This is a genomic window from Pseudomonas sp. B21-040 (genome assembly GCF_024748695.1).
Lineage (GTDB): Bacteria > Pseudomonadota > Gammaproteobacteria > Pseudomonadales > Pseudomonadaceae > Aquipseudomonas.
Genome location: NZ_CP087176.1, coordinates 4,691,483 through 4,712,972 on the forward strand (window position 1 = coordinate 4,691,483; position 21,490 = coordinate 4,712,972).

At 56.1% G+C, this 21,490-nt stretch carries 17 protein-coding genes, 2 tRNA genes and 3 rRNA genes; 7 read left to right on the forward strand and 15 right to left on the reverse strand.

Annotation, left to right across the window (positions count from 1 at the left end; translation table 11 throughout):
• Positions 1 to 50: 50 nt before the first annotated feature.
• The 6 genes from mrdA to LOY55_RS21445 form a co-directional block, all read right to left on the reverse strand.
• The gene (mrdA, locus tag LOY55_RS21420) at positions 51 to 1,943 is read right to left on the reverse strand and encodes a penicillin-binding protein 2 (protein WP_223522606.1); all 1,893 of its coding nucleotides are present in this window, start codon (positions 1,941 to 1,943) and stop codon (positions 51 to 53) included.
• Between the two features lie 213 nt (positions 1,944 to 2,156).
• Positions 2,157 to 2,272, reverse strand: a 5S ribosomal RNA gene (gene rrf / locus LOY55_RS21425).
• Positions 2,273 to 2,429: 157 nt separating this feature from the next.
• Positions 2,430 to 5,321: ribosomal RNA gene (locus tag LOY55_RS21430) — 23S ribosomal RNA — on the reverse strand.
• A gap of 248 nt (positions 5,322 to 5,569) precedes the next feature.
• Positions 5,570 to 5,645: transfer RNA gene (locus LOY55_RS21435), tRNA-Ala, on the reverse strand.
• A 30-nt stretch (positions 5,646 to 5,675) separates the two neighbouring features.
• A tRNA-Ile gene (locus LOY55_RS21440) sits at positions 5,676 to 5,752 on the reverse strand.
• Positions 5,753 to 5,833: 81 nt separating this feature from the next.
• Positions 5,834 to 7,370: ribosomal RNA gene (locus LOY55_RS21445) — 16S ribosomal RNA — on the reverse strand.
• Together the 16S, 23S and 5S rRNA genes with 2 tRNA genes alongside form the textbook arrangement of a ribosomal RNA operon.
• Before the next feature lie 613 nt (positions 7,371 to 7,983).
• Here LOY55_RS21445 and rhtA point away from each other — a divergent pair.
• Complete coding sequence (rhtA, locus tag LOY55_RS21450) at positions 7,984 to 8,871, forward strand: threonine/homoserine exporter RhtA (RefSeq protein WP_223522817.1); 888 nt, start codon at positions 7,984 to 7,986, stop codon at positions 8,869 to 8,871.
• A 168-nt stretch (positions 8,872 to 9,039) separates the two neighbouring features.
• Positions 9,040 to 9,321 carry a hypothetical protein gene (locus tag LOY55_RS21455; RefSeq protein WP_046032344.1) on the forward strand — a complete coding sequence of 94 codons (282 nt, stop codon included), beginning with the start codon at positions 9,040 to 9,042 and terminating at the stop codon, positions 9,319 to 9,321.
• On the opposite strand, the gene LOY55_RS21460 is transcribed toward LOY55_RS21455, so the two are convergent.
• Entirely contained in the window at positions 9,308 to 9,880 is a 573-nt protein-coding gene (locus tag LOY55_RS21460; RefSeq protein ID WP_046032345.1) for a TetR/AcrR family transcriptional regulator, read from the reverse strand. The two genes, LOY55_RS21455 and LOY55_RS21460, sit on opposite strands and share 14 nt — an antisense overlap.
• A 90-nt stretch (positions 9,881 to 9,970) precedes the next feature.
• On the opposite strand from LOY55_RS21460, the gene LOY55_RS21465 reads away from it, so the two are divergent.
• Both LOY55_RS21465 and LOY55_RS21470 read left to right on the forward strand, forming a co-directional pair.
• The gene (locus tag LOY55_RS21465) at positions 9,971 to 10,699 is read left to right on the forward strand and encodes an SDR family oxidoreductase (RefSeq protein WP_046032346.1); all 729 of its coding nucleotides are present in this window, start codon (positions 9,971 to 9,973) and stop codon (positions 10,697 to 10,699) included.
• Between the two features lie 36 nt (positions 10,700 to 10,735).
• Positions 10,736 to 11,326, forward strand: coding sequence for a 2-hydroxychromene-2-carboxylate isomerase (locus LOY55_RS21470; protein WP_046032347.1), 591 nt, complete (start codon positions 10,736 to 10,738; stop codon positions 11,324 to 11,326).
• On the opposite strand, the gene LOY55_RS21475 is transcribed toward LOY55_RS21470, so the two are convergent.
• Positions 11,323 to 12,321: a zinc-dependent alcohol dehydrogenase family protein gene (locus LOY55_RS21475; RefSeq protein ID WP_109787090.1), complete on the reverse strand. Its 999-nt coding sequence runs from the start codon at positions 12,319 to 12,321 to the stop codon at positions 11,323 to 11,325. The genes LOY55_RS21470 and LOY55_RS21475 overlap by 4 nt on opposite strands.
• 106 nt (positions 12,322 to 12,427) lie before the next feature.
• Between LOY55_RS21475 and LOY55_RS21480 the strand changes: the two genes are divergently transcribed.
• Positions 12,428 to 13,348, forward strand: coding sequence for a LysR family transcriptional regulator (locus tag LOY55_RS21480; RefSeq protein WP_177412269.1), 921 nt, complete (start codon positions 12,428 to 12,430; stop codon positions 13,346 to 13,348).
• Here LOY55_RS21480 and LOY55_RS21485 read toward each other — a convergent pair.
• From LOY55_RS21485 to LOY55_RS21500, 4 genes are all read right to left on the reverse strand, one after another.
• The gene (locus LOY55_RS21485; protein ID WP_223522815.1) at positions 13,341 to 15,149 is read right to left on the reverse strand and encodes an aminopeptidase P family protein; all 1,809 of its coding nucleotides are present in this window, start codon (positions 15,147 to 15,149) and stop codon (positions 13,341 to 13,343) included. The genes LOY55_RS21480 and LOY55_RS21485 overlap by 8 nt on opposite strands.
• 64 nt (positions 15,150 to 15,213) lie before the next feature.
• On the reverse strand, positions 15,214 to 16,371 hold the full coding sequence (locus LOY55_RS21490; RefSeq protein WP_223522813.1) for a cysteine desulfurase family protein: 1,158 nt from the start codon (positions 16,369 to 16,371) through the stop codon (positions 15,214 to 15,216).
• Positions 16,372 to 16,575: 204 nt separating this feature from the next.
• A complete protein-coding gene (locus tag LOY55_RS21495; RefSeq protein ID WP_223522811.1) occupies positions 16,576 to 17,190 on the reverse strand; it encodes a LysE family translocator in 615 nt (204 codons plus the stop codon).
• A 103-nt stretch (positions 17,191 to 17,293) separates the two neighbouring features.
• A complete protein-coding gene (locus LOY55_RS21500; RefSeq protein WP_077431685.1) occupies positions 17,294 to 17,563 on the reverse strand; it encodes a hypothetical protein in 270 nt (89 codons plus the stop codon).
• Positions 17,564 to 17,864: 301 nt separating this feature from the next.
• On the opposite strand from LOY55_RS21500, the gene LOY55_RS21505 reads away from it, so the two are divergent.
• Positions 17,865 to 18,968, forward strand: coding sequence for a sigma-54-dependent Fis family transcriptional regulator (locus LOY55_RS21505; protein WP_223522809.1), 1,104 nt, complete (start codon positions 17,865 to 17,867; stop codon positions 18,966 to 18,968).
• Here LOY55_RS21505 and LOY55_RS21510 read toward each other — a convergent pair.
• Positions 18,965 to 19,330, reverse strand: a complete 366-nt coding sequence (locus LOY55_RS21510) for an antibiotic biosynthesis monooxygenase (protein ID WP_077431683.1) — start codon at positions 19,328 to 19,330, stop codon at positions 18,965 to 18,967. The genes LOY55_RS21505 and LOY55_RS21510 overlap by 4 nt on opposite strands.
• A 94-nt stretch (positions 19,331 to 19,424) precedes the next feature.
• On the opposite strand from LOY55_RS21510, the gene soxR reads away from it, so the two are divergent.
• Complete coding sequence (soxR, locus tag LOY55_RS21515; RefSeq protein WP_109787096.1) at positions 19,425 to 19,892, forward strand: redox-sensitive transcriptional activator SoxR; 468 nt, start codon at positions 19,425 to 19,427, stop codon at positions 19,890 to 19,892.
• An 84-nt stretch (positions 19,893 to 19,976) separates the two neighbouring features.
• Here the strand turns inward: soxR and LOY55_RS21520 are convergent, their stop codons facing one another.
• Entirely contained in the window at positions 19,977 to 20,747 is a 771-nt protein-coding gene (locus LOY55_RS21520; RefSeq protein WP_223522807.1) for a MetQ/NlpA family ABC transporter substrate-binding protein, read from the reverse strand.
• A gap of 75 nt (positions 20,748 to 20,822) precedes the next feature.
• Positions 20,823 to 21,488 (reverse strand): methionine ABC transporter permease, encoded by a 666-nt coding sequence (locus tag LOY55_RS21525; protein ID WP_046032358.1) that lies wholly within the window; start codon positions 21,486 to 21,488, stop codon positions 20,823 to 20,825.
• Between the last annotated feature and the right edge of the window lie 2 nt (positions 21,489 to 21,490).

A 21,490-nucleotide genomic window follows, 5' to 3' on the forward strand; every position in this document is an offset into this window, starting at 1 on the left:
TCAGGGCGATGGCAAGTGCCTTACAGCACTTGTGGTTTCAGAACGGCCACTTAAACGTGTGGATCACCCGGGGCTTTGCTCGGCGCGGCGTATTGCGGCTTGAGGTGACCTTCCTGATCGAGCAGCCAGGCGTCCATGATCTGTCGCACCACGGGACCTGCGACGCGACCACCCGCCTCGCCGTTTTCAATCATCACCGAGATGACAATCTTCGGGTGCTCAGCCGGGGCAAATCCGACGAACAAGGCGTTGTCGCGGTTACGTTCCAGGGTTTTCGCCCGGTTGTAGCGCTCGCCCTGTTTGATCGCAACGACTTGCGCAGTACCGCTCTTGCCAGCAATGCGGTATTGCGCCCCGAGCGCTGCCGCCCGGGCAATCCCGCGAGCGTCATGCATCACCATCTGCATGCCGTGGTTGACCTGTTCCCAGTCACGTGGATCCTTAAGCAGGATGTTGGGCATCGGATGCTCATCTACTGGCGCAACACCGTCCACTGACTTGGCCAGATGCGGACGATTCCAGACACCCTTATTGGCAATCAGCGCGGTGGCCTGGGCTAATTGCAGCGGTGTGACCTGCATGTAGCCCTGACCAATACCGAGGATCACCGTCTCGCCAGGAAACCAGGCCTGTCGGCGCGTAGCTCGTTTCCAGGCCTGGGATGGCATCAAGCCGGCAGACTCTTCGAACATGTCCATCGAGACCTTCTCTCCGAGGCCGAACATCGCCATGTAGTCGTGGAGCCGATCGATGCCCAGCTTGTGCGCCAGGTCGTAGAAGTAGGTGTCGTTGGAGCGCATGATCGCGGCGTCCATGTCGACCCAACCGTCGCCGCTGTGGTTCCAGTTACGGTATTTGTGATCGAAATCCGGGAGCTGGTAGTAACCCGGATCGAAGACACGGGTCTGGGGCGTGACGACTCCCGCATCGAGGCCGGCAATGGCCACTTCCGGCTTGATGGTCGAACCCGGCGCGTAGAGACCGCGCAGCACGCGGTTAAACAGTGGGCGGTCGATGGAGTCGTGCAGCGCCGCGTATTCTTTGAAACTGATCCCGGTAACGAACAGGTTCGGGTCGAAGCTTGGCTTGCTGACCATTGCCAGCACTTCACCGGTGGAGGGGTCGAGCGCAACGACTGAACCTCGACGATCACCCAGGGCTTCTTCGGCGGCTTCCTGGAGTTTGACGTCCAGGCTCAGGACAATGTTTTTACCGGGGATTGGGTCGGTGTGCTTGAGTACGCGCAGCACGCGGCCCTGGGCGTTGGTTTCGACTTCTTCGTAACCGACGTGGCCATGCAACTCGGACTCGTAGAATTTTTCGATGCCGGTTTTACCGATCGATTGAGTGCCACGGTACTCCACGTTATCCAGGGCGTTGGATTCTTTCTCGTTGATGCGACCGACGTAGCCGATCGAATGCGCGAAGTGCGCGCCCATCGGGTAATGGCGAACGAATTGAGGCTCGACATCGATTCCCGGCAGGCGGAACTCATTGACCGCCAGTATCGCGATCTGCTCTTCGCTCAGTTCATAGAACAGGGTGACCGGCACGAAAGGGTGACGGGCCTGCTTCATCGCCTTGTCGAAGAGTGTTCGATCTTCTGTCGGCAGATGCAGGAGGTCTACCACCTCATCCAGTTCTTCTTTCACGTCGGAAGCGCGTTCACGGGTGATCGTCAGGTTGAAGCTTGGCCGGTTGTCTGCCAGCACCACACCGTTGCGGTCGTAGATCAGTCCACGGGTGGGAGTAATTGGCAGGACGTGGACGCGGTTGTTTTCGGAGATGGTTGAGTGATAGTCGAATTCGACCACCTGCAGGACATACATGCGCACCACCAGCGCGCAGGTAATGGCGGCGACGAACAAGCCGCAAGCCATCAGCCTTTTGTTAACCAGGCGCGTTTCTTTTTCGTGGTCTTTGATCGGAATCGGTTCGGGCATTTCTGCGGCAACTCTTTGACTAAAAAAGGGTGCCGATCCGTAGGCGTGAAATCAGTCCGTTAAAAAACGAGCTGCACCATACCAAAAACTGCCCGGTCACTTGAGTGCGATTTCCTCGAACGGTTGTTCTTGAGCGTCAAAAGGACAATACCGATTTTCCTGCGGGCAAAACAAAACCCCAACTGCTTTCGCAATTGGGGTTTCGGAATTTAATCTTGACGATGACCTACTCTCACATGGGGAAACCCCACACTACCATCGGCGATGCATCGTTTCACTGCTGAGTTCGGGATGGGATCAGGTGGTTCCAATGCTCTATGGTCGTCAAGAAATTCGGGTACCGAATCGTGGCCAGCTGGCCGCGCTTCAGCAAATTGGGTATGCGATAGTTGGGTGTTTTGTGAGTATCTCGAACTTTCGGTTCGTTTCGTCTTCACACACCGCAATCTGATGCTCTCTCGAGTAGTCAAATTGCTTGGGTGTTATATGGTCAAGCCTCACGGGCAATTAGTATTGGTTAGCTCAACGCCTCACAGCGCTTACACACCCAACCTATCAACGTCGTAGTCTTCGACGGCCCTTCAGGGGACTCAAGGTCCCAGTGAGATCTCATCTTGAGGCTAGTTTCCCGCTTAGATGCTTTCAGCGGTTATCTATTCCGAACATAGCTACCCGGCAATGCCACTGGCGTGACAACCGGAACACCAGAGGTTCGTCCACTCCGGTCCTCTCGTACTAGGAGCAGCCCCTCTCAAATCTCAAACGTCCACGGCAGATAGGGACCGAACTGTCTCACGACGTTCTAAACCCAGCTCGCGTACCACTTTAAATGGCGAACAGCCATACCCTTGGGACCGGCTTCAGCCCCAGGATGTGATGAGCCGACATCGAGGTGCCAAACACCGCCGTCGATATGAACTCTTGGGCGGTATCAGCCTGTTATCCCCGGAGTACCTTTTATCCGTTGAGCGATGGCCCTTCCATACAGAACCACCGGATCACTAAGACCTACTTTCGTACCTGCTCGACGTGTCTGTCTCGCAGTCAAGCGCGCTTTTGCCTTTATACTCTACGACCGATTTCCGACCGGTCTGAGCGCACCTTCGTACTCCTCCGTTACTCTTTAGGAGGAGACCGCCCCAGTCAAACTACCCACCATACACTGTCCTCGATCCGGATAACGGACCTGAGTTAGAACCTCAAAGTTGCCAGGGTGGTATTTCAAGGTTGGCTCCACGCGAACTGGCGTCCACGCTTCAAAGCCTCCCACCTATCCTACACAAGCAAATTCAAAGTCCAGTGCAAAGCTATAGTAAAGGTTCACGGGGTCTTTCCGTCTAGCCGCGGATACACTGCATCTTCACAGCGATTTCAATTTCACTGAGTCTCGGGTGGAGACAGCGCCGCCATCGTTACGCCATTCGTGCAGGTCGGAACTTACCCGACAAGGAATTTCGCTACCTTAGGACCGTTATAGTTACGGCCGCCGTTTACCGGGGCTTCGATCAAGAGCTTCGCGTTAGCTAACCCCATCAATTAACCTTCCGGCACCGGGCAGGCGTCACACCCTATACGTCCACTTTCGTGTTTGCAGAGTGCTGTGTTTTTAATAAACAGTCGCAGCGGCCTGGTATCTTCGACCGGCATGGGCTTACGCAGTAAATGCTTCACCCTCACCGGCGCACCTTCTCCCGAAGTTACGGTGCCATTTTGCCTAGTTCCTTCACCCGAGTTCTCTCAAGCGCCTTGGTATTCTCTACCCAACCACCTGTGTCGGTTTGGGGTACGGTTCCTGGTTACCTGAAGCTTAGAAGCTTTTCTTGGAAGCATGGCATCAACCACTTCGTGTACTAAAAGTACACTCGTCATCAGCTCTCGGCCTTAGAATCCCGGATTTACCTAAGATTCCAGCCTACCACCTTAAACTTGGACAACCAACGCCAAGCTGGCCTAGCCTTCTCCGTCCCTCCATCGCAATAACCAGAAGTACAGGAATATTAACCTGTTTTCCATCGACTACGCTTTTCAGCCTCGCCTTAGGGACCGACTAACCCTGCGTCGATTAACGTTGCGCAGGAAACCTTGGTCTTTCGGCGTGGGTGTTTTTCACACCCATTGTCGTTACTCATGTCAGCATTCGCACTTCTGATACCTCCAGCAAGCTTCTCAACTCACCTTCACAGGCTTACAGAACGCTCCTCTACCGCATCACCTAAGTGATACCCGTAGCTTCGGTGTATGGTTTGAGCCCCGTTACATCTTCCGCGCAGGCCGACTCGACTAGTGAGCTATTACGCTTTCTTTAAAGGGTGGCTGCTTCTAAGCCAACCTCCTAGCTGTCTAAGCCTTCCCACATCGTTTCCCACTTAACCATAACTTTGGGACCTTAGCTGACGGTCTGGGTTGTTTCCCTTTTCACGACGGACGTTAGCACCCGCCGTGTGTCTCCCATGCTCGGCACTTGTAGGTATTCGGAGTTTGCATCGGTTTGGTAAGTCGGGATGACCCCCTAGCCGAAACAGTGCTCTACCCCCTACAGTGATACATGAGGCGCTACCTAAATAGCTTTCGAGGAGAACCAGCTATCTCCGAGCTTGATTAGCCTTTCACTCCGATCCACAGGTCATCCGCTAACTTTTCAACGGTAGTCGGTTCGGTCCTCCAGTTAGTGTTACCCAACCTTCAACCTGCCCATGGATAGATCGCCCGGTTTCGGGTCTATTCCCAGCGACTAGACGCCCTATTAAGACTCGCTTTCGCTACGCCTCCCCTATTCGGTTAAGCTCGCCACTGAAAATAAGTCGCTGACCCATTATACAAAAGGTACGCAGTCACCCAACAAAGTGGGCTCCCACTGCTTGTACGCATACGGTTTCAGGATCTATTTCACTCCCCTCTCCGGGGTTCTTTTCGCCTTTCCCTCACGGTACTAGTTCACTATCGGTCAGTCAGTAGTATTTAGCCTTGGAGGATGGTCCCCCCATATTCAGACAAAGTTTCTCGTGCTCCGTCCTACTCGATTTCATGACCAAGAGATTTTCGCGTACAGGGCTATCACCCACTATGGCCGCACTTTCCAGAGCGTTCCGCTAATCTCAAAGCCACTTAAGGGCTAGTCCCCGTTCGCTCGCCACTACTAAGGGAATCTCGGTTGATTTCTTTTCCTCAGGGTACTTAGATGTTTCAGTTCCCCTGGTTCGCCTCTTGCACCTATGTATTCAGTACAAGATAACCATCTTATGATGGCTGGGTTCCCCCATTCAGACATCTCCGGATCAAAGTCTGTTTGCCGACTCCCCGAAGCTTTTCGCAGGCTACCACGTCTTTCATCGCCTCTGACTGCCAAGGCATCCACCGTATGCGCTTCTTCACTTGACCATATAACCCCAAGCAATCTGGTTATACTGTGAAGACGACATTCGCCGAAAATTCGATAATACTCAATTAAGAGCAACTCACAAATTTTACCTTAGCCTGATCCGTTACCAGTGAAAGTAACGTTCAGTCTATCTTTCTATCACATACCCAAATTTTTAAAGAACGAACTAGTCAAAGACTAGAAATCAACATTCACCATCTCTCGATGGAATGCTCATTTCTAAGCTTTCAAACTTCAGAAGCAGTAGTGGTGGAGCCAAACGGGATCGAACCGTTGACCTCCTGCGTGCAAGGCAGGCGCTCTCCCAGCTGAGCTATGGCCCCGTATTTCTACAGGCGTTTCCCACACAAAATTGGTGGGTCTGGGCAGATTCGAACTGCCGACCTCACCCTTATCAGGGGTGCGCTCTAACCAACTGAGCTACAGACCCAATTTCGGGCTGCTTCTTTCGTCTTCTTCAATGAATCAAGCAATTCGTGTGGGAACTTATGGAGCAGCTGATGTCGTCGATTAAGGAGGTGATCCAGCCGCAGGTTCCCCTACGGCTACCTTGTTACGACTTCACCCCAGTCATGAATCACACCGTGGTAACCGTCCTCCCGAAGGTTAGACTAGCTACTTCTGGTGCAACCCACTCCCATGGTGTGACGGGCGGTGTGTACAAGGCCCGGGAACGTATTCACCGCGACATTCTGATTCGCGATTACTAGCGATTCCGACTTCACGCAGTCGAGTTGCAGACTGCGATCCGGACTACGATCGGTTTTCTGGGATTAGCTCCACCTCGCGGCTTGGCAACCCTCTGTACCGACCATTGTAGCACGTGTGTAGCCCAGGCCGTAAGGGCCATGATGACTTGACGTCATCCCCACCTTCCTCCGGTTTGTCACCGGCAGTCTCCTTAGAGTGCCCACCATTACGTGCTGGTAACTAAGGACAAGGGTTGCGCTCGTTACGGGACTTAACCCAACATCTCACGACACGAGCTGACGACAGCCATGCAGCACCTGTCTCAATGTTCCCGAAGGCACCGATCCATCTCTGGAAAGTTCATTGGATGTCAAGGCCTGGTAAGGTTCTTCGCGTTGCTTCGAATTAAACCACATGCTCCACCGCTTGTGCGGGCCCCCGTCAATTCATTTGAGTTTTAACCTTGCGGCCGTACTCCCCAGGCGGTCAACTTAATGCGTTAGCTGCGCCACTAAGAGCTCAAGGCTCCCAACGGCTAGTTGACATCGTTTACGGCGTGGACTACCAGGGTATCTAATCCTGTTTGCTCCCCACGCTTTCGCACCTCAGTGTCAGTATCAGTCCAGGTGGTCGCCTTCGCCACTGGTGTTCCTTCCTATATCTACGCATTTCACCGCTACACAGGAAATTCCACCACCCTCTACCATACTCTAGCTCGACAGTTTTGAATGCAGTTCCCAGGTTGAGCCCGGGGATTTCACATCCAACTTAACGAACCACCTACGCGCGCTTTACGCCCAGTAATTCCGATTAACGCTTGCACCCTCTGTATTACCGCGGCTGCTGGCACAGAGTTAGCCGGTGCTTATTCTGTCGGTAACGTCAAAATTGCAACGTATTAGGTTACAACCCTTCCTCCCAACTTAAAGTGCTTTACAATCCGAAGACCTTCTTCACACACGCGGCATGGCTGGATCAGGCTTTCGCCCATTGTCCAATATTCCCCACTGCTGCCTCCCGTAGGAGTCTGGACCGTGTCTCAGTTCCAGTGTGACTGATCATCCTCTCAGACCAGTTACGGATCGTCGCCTTGGTGAGCCATTACCTCACCAACTAGCTAATCCGACCTAGGCTCATCTGATAGCGCAAGGCCCGAAGGTCCCCTGCTTTCTCCCGTAGGACGTATGCGGTATTAGCGTCCGTTTCCGAACGTTATCCCCCACTACCAGGCAGATTCCTAGGCATTACTCACCCGTCCGCCGCTCTCAAGAGAAGCAAGCTTCTCTCTACCGCTCGACTTGCATGTGTTAGGCCTGCCGCCAGCGTTCAATCTGAGCCATGATCAAACTCTTCAGTTCAAACATCTTTGGGTTTTTAAGAAACCCTAAACTTGGCTCAGCAATCGTTGGTTACATCTTTGATTTCTCGCGGAGTAACTTGTGATGCTGATAATCTTGTTGACTATCAGTCTGACTCCACAAGCACCCACACGAATTGCTTGATTCAGTTGTTAAAGAGCGGTTGGTTAAGATCTTTCGTCTCAACCGAGGCGCGCATTCTACAGCAGCCTCTGTTGCTGTCAAGTGGTTATTTTCAGAAGTTTTCAAAGTTTCCTTTGTAACTTCAACCACTTGCGCTTCCGATCACTCGGTAGCGGGAGGCGAATTCTACAGCGTTACACGCTGCTGTCAACACCTCTTTTTCAACTCCTTTCGGACTTCGATGAACTGAAGCCACTCACTGCCGAAAACTGCGTAACTCTTTGTTTACCAAGGAGTTTTCCGTTTCGACTGCGCCGGAAGTGGGGCGAATTATAGACATCCTGAATCTGCCGTCAAGCACTGATTTGGCTTTTCTATCAAACAGCCCAAAATCATTGCCATATATAGACGTACACGCCACGAATGCGCACTATATTGCCCAACTGCACAACAAAGAACTTCCGCTTCCTACTTCGGACGACTCCACGTAATGAACGATCAACCCCGCAGCCTTGCCTCGACCTTGTTTTCGGTAGGCCTGCTCATAATAGCCATGGCGTCGATCCAGTCCGGAGCTTCTTTGGCTAAAAGCATGTTCCCGGTTATCGGAGCTCAAGGAACCACCACCCTACGCCTCATTTTCGCCAGCGTGATCATGCTGCTCCTGCTTCGTCCATGGCGGGCGAAGCTCACTGCAAAATCCCTGCGCACCGTCATCATCTATGGCATGGCACTGGGCGGCATGAATTTCCTCTTCTATATGTCCTTACGCACTGTCCCTTTGGGAATTGCAGTAGCCCTGGAGTTCACCGGGCCATTGGCAGTGGCGATCTATGCTTCGCGCCGGGCAATCGACTTTTTGTGGATAGCGCTGGCGGCAGCGGGCTTGCTGCTATTAATCCCCACAGACGCATCAACCATGGGAATCGACCTGGTAGGGGCCGGTTACGCCCTGGGAGCGGGAGTCTGCTGGGCCCTATACATTCTGTTCGGCCAGAAGGCCGGTGCCGACAATGGTGTACAGACCGCAGCACTGGGCGTGATGATTGCCGCATTGTTCGTGGCCCCTATCGGCATCGTCCATGCAGGGACCGCGCTGCTGACTCCTTCGTTGATCCCCGTGGCCATAGGGGTCGCCATTTTATCCACCGCCCTGCCCTACACGCTGGAGATGGTCGCCCTCACCCGCATGCCCGCACGGACTTTCGGCACATTGATGAGCATCGAACCTGCGATTGGCGCCTTGTCAGGCTTGTTGTTCCTGCATGAGTATCTATCGCTGTCACAGTGGATGGCTATCTTGTGCATCATTCTGGCTTCCGTGGGCGCAACCATGACTATGGGCAGTGCTGCCAAGCCAGCAGTTGCGGCAGATTGATACAGGATTTAACGCAGGTCTGGTAATTGACGCTCAATTAGGCCATGTTTAGGCCCGTAACCCAGCGCCAGACATGGATTTTTCAGGATAGGGATACCAAAACGCTTAAGCGAAAGCGAATGCAGCCAGACCCGGGCACAAGATCCGGGAACGCTAGTAAGGACAGCAATGAAACGAATTTTGATATTGATCGCCGTTCTGGCAGTTGCGGGTTGTGCGGCGACCTCGAAAACACAAGTCAAACATGGCAAGAAAGGGCTGCATATCAACTGTTCGGGGCTCTCATCCTCGTGGGAAAAGTGCTACACCAGCGCCGCCAACTCTTGCGCACCCAAAGGGTACAAGGTCATTGCCAAGTCGGGGGACGCGGTGGAGGAGCCAGGCGATTATCCGTTCGGTCTCAACCCTGCCGGTTACACCAGCCGCAGCATGATCGTCATTTGCAAATAGGCTGATGCCGCCCCGCAATCTGACGGCCAATCTCGTCGTAACTGGATTTCAACACATTGCGCTGGATGTCTGGCGTTGCCAGCATCCGTGCGACAACTAAAGCACCGATGCATTGCGACAGAATTGCCCAAGCCAGGCTGTCGCTTTCCAGAATACGCGCCCAACTCTCCTGTAGCTGACAAATCCAGCGCTCTGCCTGTTTGCGAACCACCATGTCCGAACGAGCAATTTCCGCGCCCAACGCGGGCAGCGCGCATCCGGATTCCGGATGTTCGACATGCGCCATGCTCAAGTAATGCTTCAGGCATCGCTCAAGTTTTTCGCTCCCCCCATCGGTGCCTAATCGTTCCACGCTTTGGCCCAGTTCACGCTCGACGATTGAAGAGAACAGTTCATCCTTTGACGAGAAGTGACTGTAGAAAGCCCCGCCGCTCAAACCGATTGCCTTCATTAATCCGTCGACGCCGACCGTGGAAAAACCTGACTTCTTGGCAGACACCGAACTGCTTTCCAGCAACTTTTGTTTGGTTTCCAACTTGTGATTGGCCGAGTAGCGCATTGCAAGTCCTCAGGATTGATCGTCTTGACGTCTGTGGAATCGTAGCATAACGTTCGTTTAGTTAACGATCGTTTATCAAAGGGGCCACCTATGAATAATAAGAAAGTCGTACTGGTTGTCGGCGCTGGTGATGCTACCGGCGGCGCCATTGCCAAGCGTTTTGCACAGGAAGGCTTCGTCGCCTGTGTCACCCGGCGCAGCGCAGACAAACTTCAGCCATTGGTCGATGCCATCAAAGCTGATGGCGGAGATGCCCATGGCTTTGCCTGCGACGCACGCAAGGAGGAAGATGTAATCGCGCTAGTCGAACAAATCGAAAGCCAGATCGGGCCCATCGAAGCATTTGTCTTCAATATCGGCGCCAACGTGCCCTGCAGCATTCTTGAAGAAACCGCCCGCAAGTATTTCAAGATTTGGGAAATGGCCTGTTTCTCAGGTTTTCTCAATGCTCGCGAAGTCGCCAAGCGCATGGCCAAGCGTCAGCGGGGCACGATCCTGTTCACCGGGGCTACAGCAGGCATGCGCGGTGCTGCGGGCTTTGCTGCGTTCGCTGGTGCCAAACATGGTATTCGTGCCTTGGCGCAAAGCATGGCGCGAGAACTCGGCCCGATGAATATTCACGTTGCTCACGTCGTTGTCGACGGCGCCATCGATACTGACTTCATCCGTGAGAGCTTTCCGGAAAAGTACGCAACCAAGGACGAAGACGGCATTCTTAACCCCGAGCACATCGCCGAAAACTATTGGTATCTGCACAGCCAGCCACGGGACTCCTGGACATTCGAGCTGGATTTACGCCCCTGGAGCGAACGCTGGTAAGCCCTCCCCTACAACAATAAACAGAGTGCACCGACCATGAGCAAAACCGTGGAGTTCTTTTTCGACCTCGGCAGCCCAGCCACCTACCTGGCTTATACCCAGCTACCGAAAATCTGCGAACAAACCGACAGCCAACTGATTTACAAGCCAATGCTGCTGGGCGGCGTGTTCAAAGCCACCGGCAACGCTTCACCGGCGACCATCCCGGCCAAGGGTCGTTATATGTTTCAAGATCTCGACCGCTACGCAAAACGTTACGGTGTACCACTGAAATTCAATCCGCACTTCCCCATCAACACACTGATGCTCATGCGCGCAGTGACTGGAATTCAGTTACGTCAGCCCGAACGTTTCCCGGCGTTTATCGACTGCCTGTTCACTGCCCTCTGGGTCGAAGGCCGTAGCCTTGATGATCCTGCCACCGTTGCCGCCGTGTTGACTCAAAACGGTTTTGACCCGCAAACAGTGCTCGCCCTGACGGCCGATGAGGAGGTCAAAGCCGCTCTCAAGGACAATACCGAGAAAGCCATACAGCGCGGTGTATTCGGCGCACCGAGTATGTTCGTCGGCGATCAGCTGTTCTTCGGCCAGGATCGGTTGGACTTCGTGATTGAAGCCCTGAGTTAAATCTCGATCACTAACCGCCCCTTCGCTGCTCCCGAAACGAGCAGTTCATGAGCAGCCTCGGCAGTTTCCAGCGTGAACTGCCGAGAATCGAGCAACGGCTTCAACTGACCCGCCTCAATCAACCGCGCCGCTTCATTAAGAATCTGGCCATGACGTTCAAGTCCCTTCCCCGTCAGCAACGGCAATAGCGTAAACACCCCGGAATAACTCGCCCCACGAAACGAGAGCGGCGCAAGGCTGTGCTGCCCCCAACCCAGACAGCTCACTACATGCCCCTCATAAACCCGAACGGCCTTGAACGAGTCATCCAGCACCGCGCCACCCACCGTGTCATAGACGATATCGAAGCCCTCCCCGGCCGTGAATTCAGCCACATAGCTTTCAACCGAAGACGCGCGGTAATCAATAAACGTTGCACCGAAACTTTCGATAGTTGCCCGCTGCCCCGCTGAACCGGTTGCGAACACGTCAGAACCGAACGCCCGGGCAATTTGCACAGCCACATGTCCGACACCGCCGCCGCCGCCATGGATCAGCACCTTCTGACCGGCCCGCACCCGAGCCCGATCAACTAGCCCTTCCCACGCGGTGATCAATACCAAAGGCAGCCCTGCGGCCTCGCGCATACTCAAGTTGCCCGGTTTGCGTGCCAGAAGCCGCGAATCGACCACCGCGAACTCCGCCAGGGAACCCTGCGCGCCACCGATACCGGTCGCCATCGCGAAGACTTCATCACCAGGCATCCATCCACTGACGCCCTCTCCCAGCGCCTCAACTGTCCCCGCTAAATCCATGCCCAATACGGCCGGTAACGGCTGACGCGCATGAGCAGCTTGCCCCGCACGAATCTTTCCATCCAAAGGGTTCACCCCGCTGGCCTTGATCCTGATCAGCACCTGACCCACTCCCGGCACGGGCCGCGACAGGGAAACCAAGCGTAAAGGCCCATTGGCCGAGTCAACAATCAGAGCGCGCATTTCAAGTGAGTCAGTCATTTCGCAGATTCCCGTCAGAAGTGTGTGTGCGGGATTCATCTTCGTCCAGATCACTCATGCCGATAAGACACCATATAGCTATAGTACGTATGCCCATTTGGCATCAATGAGAACTCCCGTGGACACACTCAACGCAATGGCAACCTTCGTCCGTGTCGTCGAACGCGGCAGCTTTTCGGCCGTCGCCCGGGAGATGCAGACCAGCCAGCCGACCATCAGCAAAATTTTAAAAGCGCTCGAAACCAAACTCGGCACAAAGCTGATTAGCCGCAGCACCCGTCAACTGTCACTGACGGATGAAGGTCAGAGGTACTACGACGAATGTCGCCAAATCCTTGCAGCGGTGGACGCGGCAGAACATCGTTTTCAATCAGGACGCGAATCCATTTCCGGCAACTTGAAAATCGGCTCATCCGTGAGTTTCGGGCGCCTGCAGATTGCACCGCGCCTCCCCGACTTTCTAAAAACGCACCCTCAGGTTCAAATTGACCTGCAACTCAGCGATCAAAACCAGGACCTGGTCAGTGAAGGGCTGGACGTGACATTCAGAATCGGTGAGCTGAGCGACAGCGGTCTGCTCGCACGCCACATCGGCACCACCCACCGGATAACCGTTGCAGCGCCTGAGTACCTCAAGCAATTCGGCCAGCCCCAAACCCCGGAAGACCTCGGCGCGCACAACTGCCTGCAATTCAACTTGCTGAACAGTCAAAACCTATGGATTTACAAAAGAGGCGCCCGGCAACACGAAGTACGCATCAAGGGTAACGCGCAAAGCAACAACTCCGAGGCGATCCGCGAGATGGTGCTGGGGGGATTGGGGATTGCGTTGTCGCCAGTCTGGCTGTTCAGTGAGGATCTGAAGGCCGGCCGGGTGAAAGCCATTTTGCAAGACTACACGACGCAGTCACTGCCGATTCATGCAGTGTCCCCGGCGAATCGTCGCCAATCCGCCAGGGTTAAAGCATTTGTCGACTACATGAGCCAGGCGCTCGACCAAGCGCCTGACCTCCAACCCGTCAAATAGCCGCGGTGCGGGTGTTCAACCACTCAAGGGCGGCGCCATCGAGCAATGGACTCAAGCGTTCGCGCACCTCGGCGTGGTAAGCGTTGAACCACTGCTTCTCTTCCAGAGTCAGCAGCGACGGCTCCAGACAGCGGGTGTCAATCGGGCATAGCGTCAGGGTTTCGAACTTGAGGAACTCTCCGAACTCGCTTTTGCCCGCCTCACGGTTCAGCACCAGGTTCTCGATCCGCACGCCCCAACGCCCCGGACGGTAAGTGCCCGGCTCGATGGAAGTGATCATGCCCGGCTGCATCGCGGTTTGCGGCGCAGCAGCGGCCTGATAGGCGATGACCTGCGGGCCTTCGTGAACATTGAGGAAATAGCCAACGCCATGGCCAGTGCCGTGACCGTAGTCGACGTTTTCTGCCCAGATTGGAGCGCGTGCGATGGCATCCAGCAGCGGCGACAAGATCCCTTTGGGGAATTGCGCGCGGGACAGTGCAATCACACCTTTAAGTACTCGCGTGCAGTCGCGCTTCTGCTCATCTGTCGGAGTCCCCACCGGCACCATTCGCGTGATATCGGTAGTGCCACCCAGGTACTGACCGCCGGAGTCGATCAGCAACAGGCCGTCACCCTCGATCACCGCGTGCTCTTCTTCGGTCGCGTGGTAATGCGGCATCGCGCCATTGGCGTTGAACGCGGCGATGGTATTGAAGCTCAGCGACACGTAATCGGGACGTCGGGTACGCGCGGCAGTGAGGTGCTCGTCGATGGTCAGCTCGGTGATGCGTTCACGACCCAAGGCCGAGTCCAGCCACGCGAAGAATTCACAGAGGGCGGCACCGTCCTGCTCCATGGCCTGGCGAATGTGCTCGGCATCGGCCAGGCTTTTCTGCGATTTGGCCAGCGTGGTCGGGTTCAGGCCTTCGACCAGTTTTACGCCGGCATCGAGGTTGCCCAGCAAACCGGCGGTGACACGCGCCGGGTCTACCAGCAGGCTCGTGCCGCTCGGAACGGCGCGCAAGGCAGCGTCCACTTCGCTGTAATCACGCAGGATCACACCGTCTTGTTCCAGTACCGCACGCAGCTCGGCATCGACTTTGCTCAGTGCCACGAACAGGGTTGCCTGCTCCTGGCTGACCAGGGCGAAGGACACGAAGACCGGGTTGAACGACACGTCTGCGCCGCGCAGGTTGAACAACCAGGCGATGTCATCGAGGGTGGCGACAAAATGCCAGTCAGCGCCTCGATCTTTCATTACCTCGCGCACCTTCGCGAGCTTTTCGCCACGGCTGACCGTCGCTTGCGGTGGCAAATGTTGATAGATCGGCTCGTTCGGCAACGTCGGGCGATCGCTCCAGACTTCGCTCAACAAATCGATATCGGTACGCAGGCGGGCGCCACGCTCTTCGAGCTTGCCACCCAGCGTTCGCGCCGAGGCCACGGCCATGACCGCACCGTCCACCGCGACGACGCCACCTTCTGGGGTTTGCTCGGCCAGCCAGTCCAGCGGGCCTGGCTGGCCCGGCTGCAGCTTGACCAACTCGATGCCGCTGCCTTTGAGCTCCTTGGTCGCTTGCTCCCAATAACGGCTGTCGGCCCAGACGCCAGCAAAGTCCGGCGTCACGATCAGTGTGCCGACCGAGCCATGGAAGCCCGACAACCACTGCCGTCCCTGCCAGTAGCCTGGCAAGTATTCCGAGAGGTGCGGATCGGCCGACGGCACCAGCAAGGCATGAATGCCTTCGCGGCTCATCAGTTCGCGGGTTTGCGCCAGGCGCTGGGGCACCGATCCATTGATCGAAGGCTGCGTACTCATCATGTCTCCTGCTAATCACTTCAGCTTATTGTTGAGTGCCGATCTGAGTCGGCGCTTTAAGGCGCTACTGCCAGAATGCCGGGGCACTGGCGCAGGCGGCTTTGATCAGGTGCACCGCTTGGTCGATGTCTTGCTCGGTGGTGAACCGCCCGAGACTCAAGCGAATCGTGCGGCTCGCCGAGCGGGCGTCATGCCCCAGGGCCAGCAACACATGGGATGGAACGTTGCTGGCAGAGTTGCAGGCCGATGTCGCGGAAAATGCGATCGAATGGCTCAATGCCGTGGAGTTGAACTCGCCTTCGCTGAAGGTCAGGCTCAGAGTATGGGGAATGCGTTGGGTCGGGCTGCCATTGAGACGAACGCCGGGAAGGCTCAGCAGTTGCTCAAGCAAGCGCTCCCGCAACCGGACGATCGTGGCTTTCTCTTCATCGAACGCAGCGCCAGCCAAGGCGAAGGCCACACCCATCGCTGCGATCTGATGAGTCGCGAGGGTGCCGGAACGTAAACCGCCCTCGTGACCGCCGCCGTGAATCTGCGCCTGCAAGCGTGGCTGCGCGCGCGGGCCGACGTACAGCGCGCCGATGCCTTTGGGGCCGTAGATTTTGTGGGCGGAAAACGACATCAAATCCACGGGCAGGCGGGCCAGATCGATGGCCACTTTCCCTGCACCTTGAGCCGCGTCAACGTGAAACAGCGCATCGCGGGCGCGCACGACTTCGCCGATGGCCGCGATGTCATTGAGCGTACCCAGTTCGTTGTTGACCAGCATCAGCGACACCAGGAAGGTGTCTTCGCGCATCGCTTCGCTGACCGCTTGCGCCGTGATCAAACCGTCGGTGTCTGGCACCAGATACGTCACCGCCACACCGGCGTCCTGTAACTGTTTGGCCGTGTCGAGAATCGCCTTGTGTTCGATCTGGCTGGTAATGAGGTGCCCGCCACTGACGCCGTGTGCCGGGGCCACGCCCTTGAGCGCGAGGTTGTTCGATTCGGTGGCGCCGGAGGTCCAGACGATCTGGTCAGCGGTAGCGCCCACCAGTTCGGCGACCTGCTGCCGTGCGTGGTCCACCGACCGCCGAGCCTGCTGGCCATAAGCATGGGAGCTGGACGCCGGGTTGCCGAAGTTGCCGGTAAAACCCAGACACTCGACCATGACCTTGATGACCCGCTCATCCACCGGCGTGGTGGCGGCGTAGTCGAAATACAACGGACGTTTATTCATAAAAGACTCGCAGAGCGTGTTCCGGGATCAGGAAGCTCATAACGGAAACGTCAAAGCGCAGCCTTGTGAGCTGCGCCGATACTTCAGCACGTTAGAAATACCTGATCGGAAGCCGTTAAAGAAGAACAACTTCATTTAAAAGTGCGTAGGAACGCTCCTGAAGTCGAGCTTAACAGGCATCGGGCAACCGGATGAAGCAATGCGTCAGCTAAAGCTTTCAAGAATTAACGGATACAGAGAAGCCACCAACAGCAGGGCCATGCCCCAATTGAACAGGCGCAACCAGCGGCGGTCCTTCAACACATTGCGTAACAACGTGCCGCACCCGGCCCAGATACCAACGCTCGGCAGGTTGATCACGGCAAACACCGCCGCAATGATGATCACATTGGTGAAATAGCCCTGCATCGGCGTGTAGGTACTGATGGCACCGATGGCCATGATCCACGCCTTGGGATTGACCCATTGGAACGCCGCTGCGCCCAGGTAAGTGATGGGTTTGCTTTCGCCGTTCTCGCTCTCGGAGACCGGACCTGAATGGGCGATTTTCCATGCCAGATAAAGCAAATACGCCGCGCCGACGTAGCGCAACACGGTGTAGAGCAAAGGATAGGTTTGAAACACGGCGCCGAGGCCGAACCCGACGGCGACCACCAGGACAAAGAAACCACAGGTGACGCCCAACATGTGCGGGATGGTGCGGTTAAAGCCGAAGTTCACACCCGATGCCAGCAACATGGTGTTGTTGGGGCCGGGAGTAATCGAGGTGACAAGCGCAAACAGGGCCAGGCCCATCAGCAGATCGAGTGAAAGCGTCATGAGCGGCAGTCCATAAGGGTCAATCGGGTGTTAAGACCCTATCGCACGCCTTGCGGGAAACCCACGGACAGTTACGGAAAACTTCGAGCGGTACAGTTCTTGATCAGCTTGGTCGACCGTGAAGCTGTACAGCACGCTCGGCGTTCATCTCGCCTTGTTTATCGAAACCAAAGGATTTTTGCGGCTGCCCGAGCAAGGCGGCTTTCCTGGCGTGGTACTCCTCAAAAGACAGACCACGACGGTTCAATTCCTCAAGCGCCAGTTCCTTGGATTCTTCGGCGGTATATGGCCGCAATTCCGGAGACACATGGCTGGCACAACCGGCGAGAACAGAGAGCGCGAGCAGCAGGAAAGTGGCGGTGAGAGTGTTCATTGTTAGCGTCCTGGCATCTGGGTTCGGGGCAATGAACACAGGCTACCCGCACGGCTTCAGGGGCAGAAATCAACGCTCTCGATAGTGGCTATCGACTTTGGCAAACGTCGTTCTGCTCTCAACCGGCATATCTCCAAAAGATCTATAAATATTTATTTATGTTCTTTTACGAAATAAAAGACTCTCTTTATAACACCTCCAGCGCCTCACCCACTGCCGACTGGCCCCCGTCCCATGTCTTTCAAACGAGAGGCTGAGTCAGGACTTGTTTTCATAGCCATTTCCTCATGGAGCGACCCCCATGCAACTGCTGACCTTGCCGCCCTCACCCGCGCTGGCGACCTCGATCCGCGCCACCGCGCAGGTGTTCGAAGATCCGAAATCCCAAGCCTTGCTTGCCCATGTGCAGCAGGTCGCGCCCAGCGAAGCCAGCGTACTGATCAGTGGCGAAACCGGCACTGGCAAGGAGTTGGTGGCGCGGCACATCCACAACCTGAGTACCCGACGCAACCGGCCCTTCGTGGCGGTGAATTGCGGCGCATTTTCCGAATCGCTGGTTGAGGCCGAATTGTTCGGTCACGAAAAAGGTGCATTCACCGGCGCGCTGAACGCCAAGGCCGGCTGGTTCGAGGAGGCCCACGGCGGCACGCTGTTTCTCGATGAAATTGGCGACCTGCCAATGGCGATCCAGGTCAAGCTGCTGCGGGTGCTGCAGGAGCGTGAAGTGGTCCGACTCGGCTCGCGCAAGAGCATTCCCATCGATGTGCGCGTAGTGGCGGCGACTAACGTGCAATTGGAAAAGGCCATCAACGCCGGGCATTTTCGCGAGGACCTTTATTACCGACTCGACGTGGTCAGCCTGGACCTCAGCCCGTTGCGCGAACGCCCCGGCGACATCCTGCCGCTGACCCGGCATTTCATCCAGGTCTACAGTCAACGCTTGGGTTACGGCAGCATCACCCTCAGCAAAGAAGCCGAACTGAAACTGCGAGGCTACAGTTGGCCGGGCAACATCCGAGAGCTGGAAAACGTTATTCACCACACGCTGTTGATCTGCCGTAACGGCGTGATTGAACGCGATGACCTGCGCCTGTCCAACATGCGCATCGAGCGTCAGGATGACCAACACGTCGGCACCGATGATTCACCGGAAGCCATGCTGAATCAGGCCTTTCAAAAACTCTTCGCAGAACAGGCCGGTGCGCTGCATGAAAAAGTCGAAGATGCGTTGTTGCGCGCAGCCTATCGCTTCTGTCATTACAACCAGGTGCACACCGCTGCCCTGCTGGGTCTGAGCCGTAACGTAACCCGCACGCGGCTGATCAAAATCGGCGAACTGGCAGTCAACAAGCGTCGGGCCACGCAGAATGTCCAGGGCGAGCGCGTGATGCAGTTGTCGATTTAGCCCACCAGATTGCAGTGCAGCGCATCATCGGGGCCAAGCGCCAAGCTGTGCAGCACCTGGAACGAACCGAACGTCACGGTTTTCGCCTGGTGGGCGCGGATCAAACCCCAGAAATCCTGCTCACCCCGTTCAAAGCTGCGAAATGCGGCTTCTCCGGCTTCGCGCGTTTGCCATTGCAAGTAGTTGAGTACCCGCCGGCCATCATCGCTGGCCTGGATACTCGCACTCAAGAAGCCACTGAAATCCCGGGCCAGGCGCTCGGTCTGCAGGGACAGGGCCGTCACCAGCGCCGGTTGCCGATGGGGCTCGATCTCGAATTCGATCAATTGGGTGAAGCCGCGGTTGTTTGCTGACAATTGCATGAACAGTCCCCTTCATGTGTAAACCGATTGTTGCGATCCGAAGGCCTGCAGGGTAAAACCTCTAGCTAACTAGAGGTCAACAGGCAATGTTCAAATGATCACCCCGGAAAATCTGCATAAAGAACTCACCGTCGGCCAACTGGCCGCCCGCAGCGGTGTGGCGGTCACGGCGCTGCACTTTTATGAGTCCAAGGGTTTGATCAAAAGCAACCGCAATCAGGGCAATCAGCGGCGCTATCCACGAGAAGTGTTGCGGCGGGTGGCGTTGATCAAAGTGGCCCAGCGTCTGGGAATTCCATTGGTGGAGATCGGTGAGGCGCTGAAATCGTTGCCGGATAACCGGGCGCCGACGGCGGCAGACTGGAAGGCGTTGTCAGCGCAGTGGAGCCGGGATCTGGACGCGCGGATCAATCAGTTGATGTTGCTGCGCGACAAGCTCAATGGCTGCATCGGGTGTGGGTGTCTGTCGATGGAGGCGTGTCCACTGCGCAATTTTGGCGATGTGCTGGGGGAGCGTGGGCCGGGAGCGCAGCTACTGGAATCCGCTGCAGAACCGAAATAGCGACGCGGCCTTCGCGGGCAAGCCCGCTCCCACAGGTACAGTGGTGAACTTGTTCGCGAAGGCGACCTTCTGGTCGGCGAGTGTTTAGAACCCCGGCGCAATTTGCCCTTTATAGCGGGTCAAGATGAACTGCCGCACTTCATCCGAATTCAATGCTTTTGCCAGTTTCTGCAATCCAGGATCATTGATGTTGTCTGGCCGCGCCACCAGAAACTCGATGTACAAGCTCTGTCCCTTCTCGACGATCAACGCGCTGTTGGTGTCGATCCCCGCTTCAAGTGCGTAGTTGGCGAAGACAAAGGCCAGGTCGACCTGACTCACCGAGCGCGCCAGCAATGCGCCTTCCAGCTCACGAATCTTCAGGTGTTTGGGGTTTTCGATAATGTCCCGCTGGGTGGCCAAGGTGTTGCTCGGGTCCTTGAGTTTGATCAGCCCGGCTTCGTGCAACAGCACCAGCGCACGGCCGGTGTTCACCGGGTCGTTGGGGATCGACACGGTGGCGCCATCCTTGAGCTCGGCGATGTTTTTGATTTTGGTCGAGTAGGCACCGAACGGTTCAATGTGCACGCCGACGACCGGCACCAGATCGGTGTGGCGAGTCTTGTTGTAATCATCGAGAAACGGGCGGTACTGGTAATAGTTGGCGTCGAGGTTCTTCAGGGCCAATTGCTGGTTGGGCTGGATAAAATCGGTGAAGACTTTGATGTCCAGGTCCACGCCTTCCTTGGCCAGGGTCGGTTTGGTGAACTCGAGGATTTCCGCGTGCGGCACCGGGGTCGCGCCGACGATGAGTTTTTCGTTGGCGTGAGCGCTCAACGACACTAAGGCAGCCAGAATGGCCAGGGTCTTTTTCATGCTTTGCTCCTAGACAGATTAAGTGGCCGTCGTGGGGTGGACGTGGGGCCTGTTGTATTTTTTTGGATCGAATATTTAACGTCGGCTGTAACGCGCCACCAGTCGGTCGCCGGTCATTTGCAGGGCCTGAACCAGAATCAGCAACAGCACCACCGTGACCACCATGACGTCAGTCTGAAAACGCTGATAACCGTAACGAATCGCCAGATCGCCCAGTCCGCCACCGCCAATCACACCGGCCATCGCCGTGTAATCGACCAGCACGATCGCAGTCACGGTGACCGCCGCCAACAGCCCTCCCCGTGCTTCGGGCAACAAGGTGTGGCGGATGATCTGCCACGTATTCGCGCCCATCGCCTGGGTCGCTTCCACGACACCGCGATCCACTTCGCGCAACGCGGTTTCCACCAGCCGTGCAAAAAACGGCGTGCAGCCGACCACCAGTGGCGGAATGGTCCCCGGCACACCGAGCGAGGTGCCGACCAGCAGTGTGGTCAGGGGAATCAACACGATCAGCAAAATGATGAACGGCAGCGAACGCAGCATATTCACGACCACCGACAGCACACGGTAAACGCCGACCGCTTCATGCAACTGGCGCTTGCCGGTCAGAAACAGCACCACCCCCAACGGCAACCCCAGCAGCACGGTGAACCCCAGCGCCGCACCGAGCATGCTCAGGGTGTCGAGGCAGGCCTGGGCGATGTCGGCCCAATAGATATTTTTCAGCAACTCGGCCATCA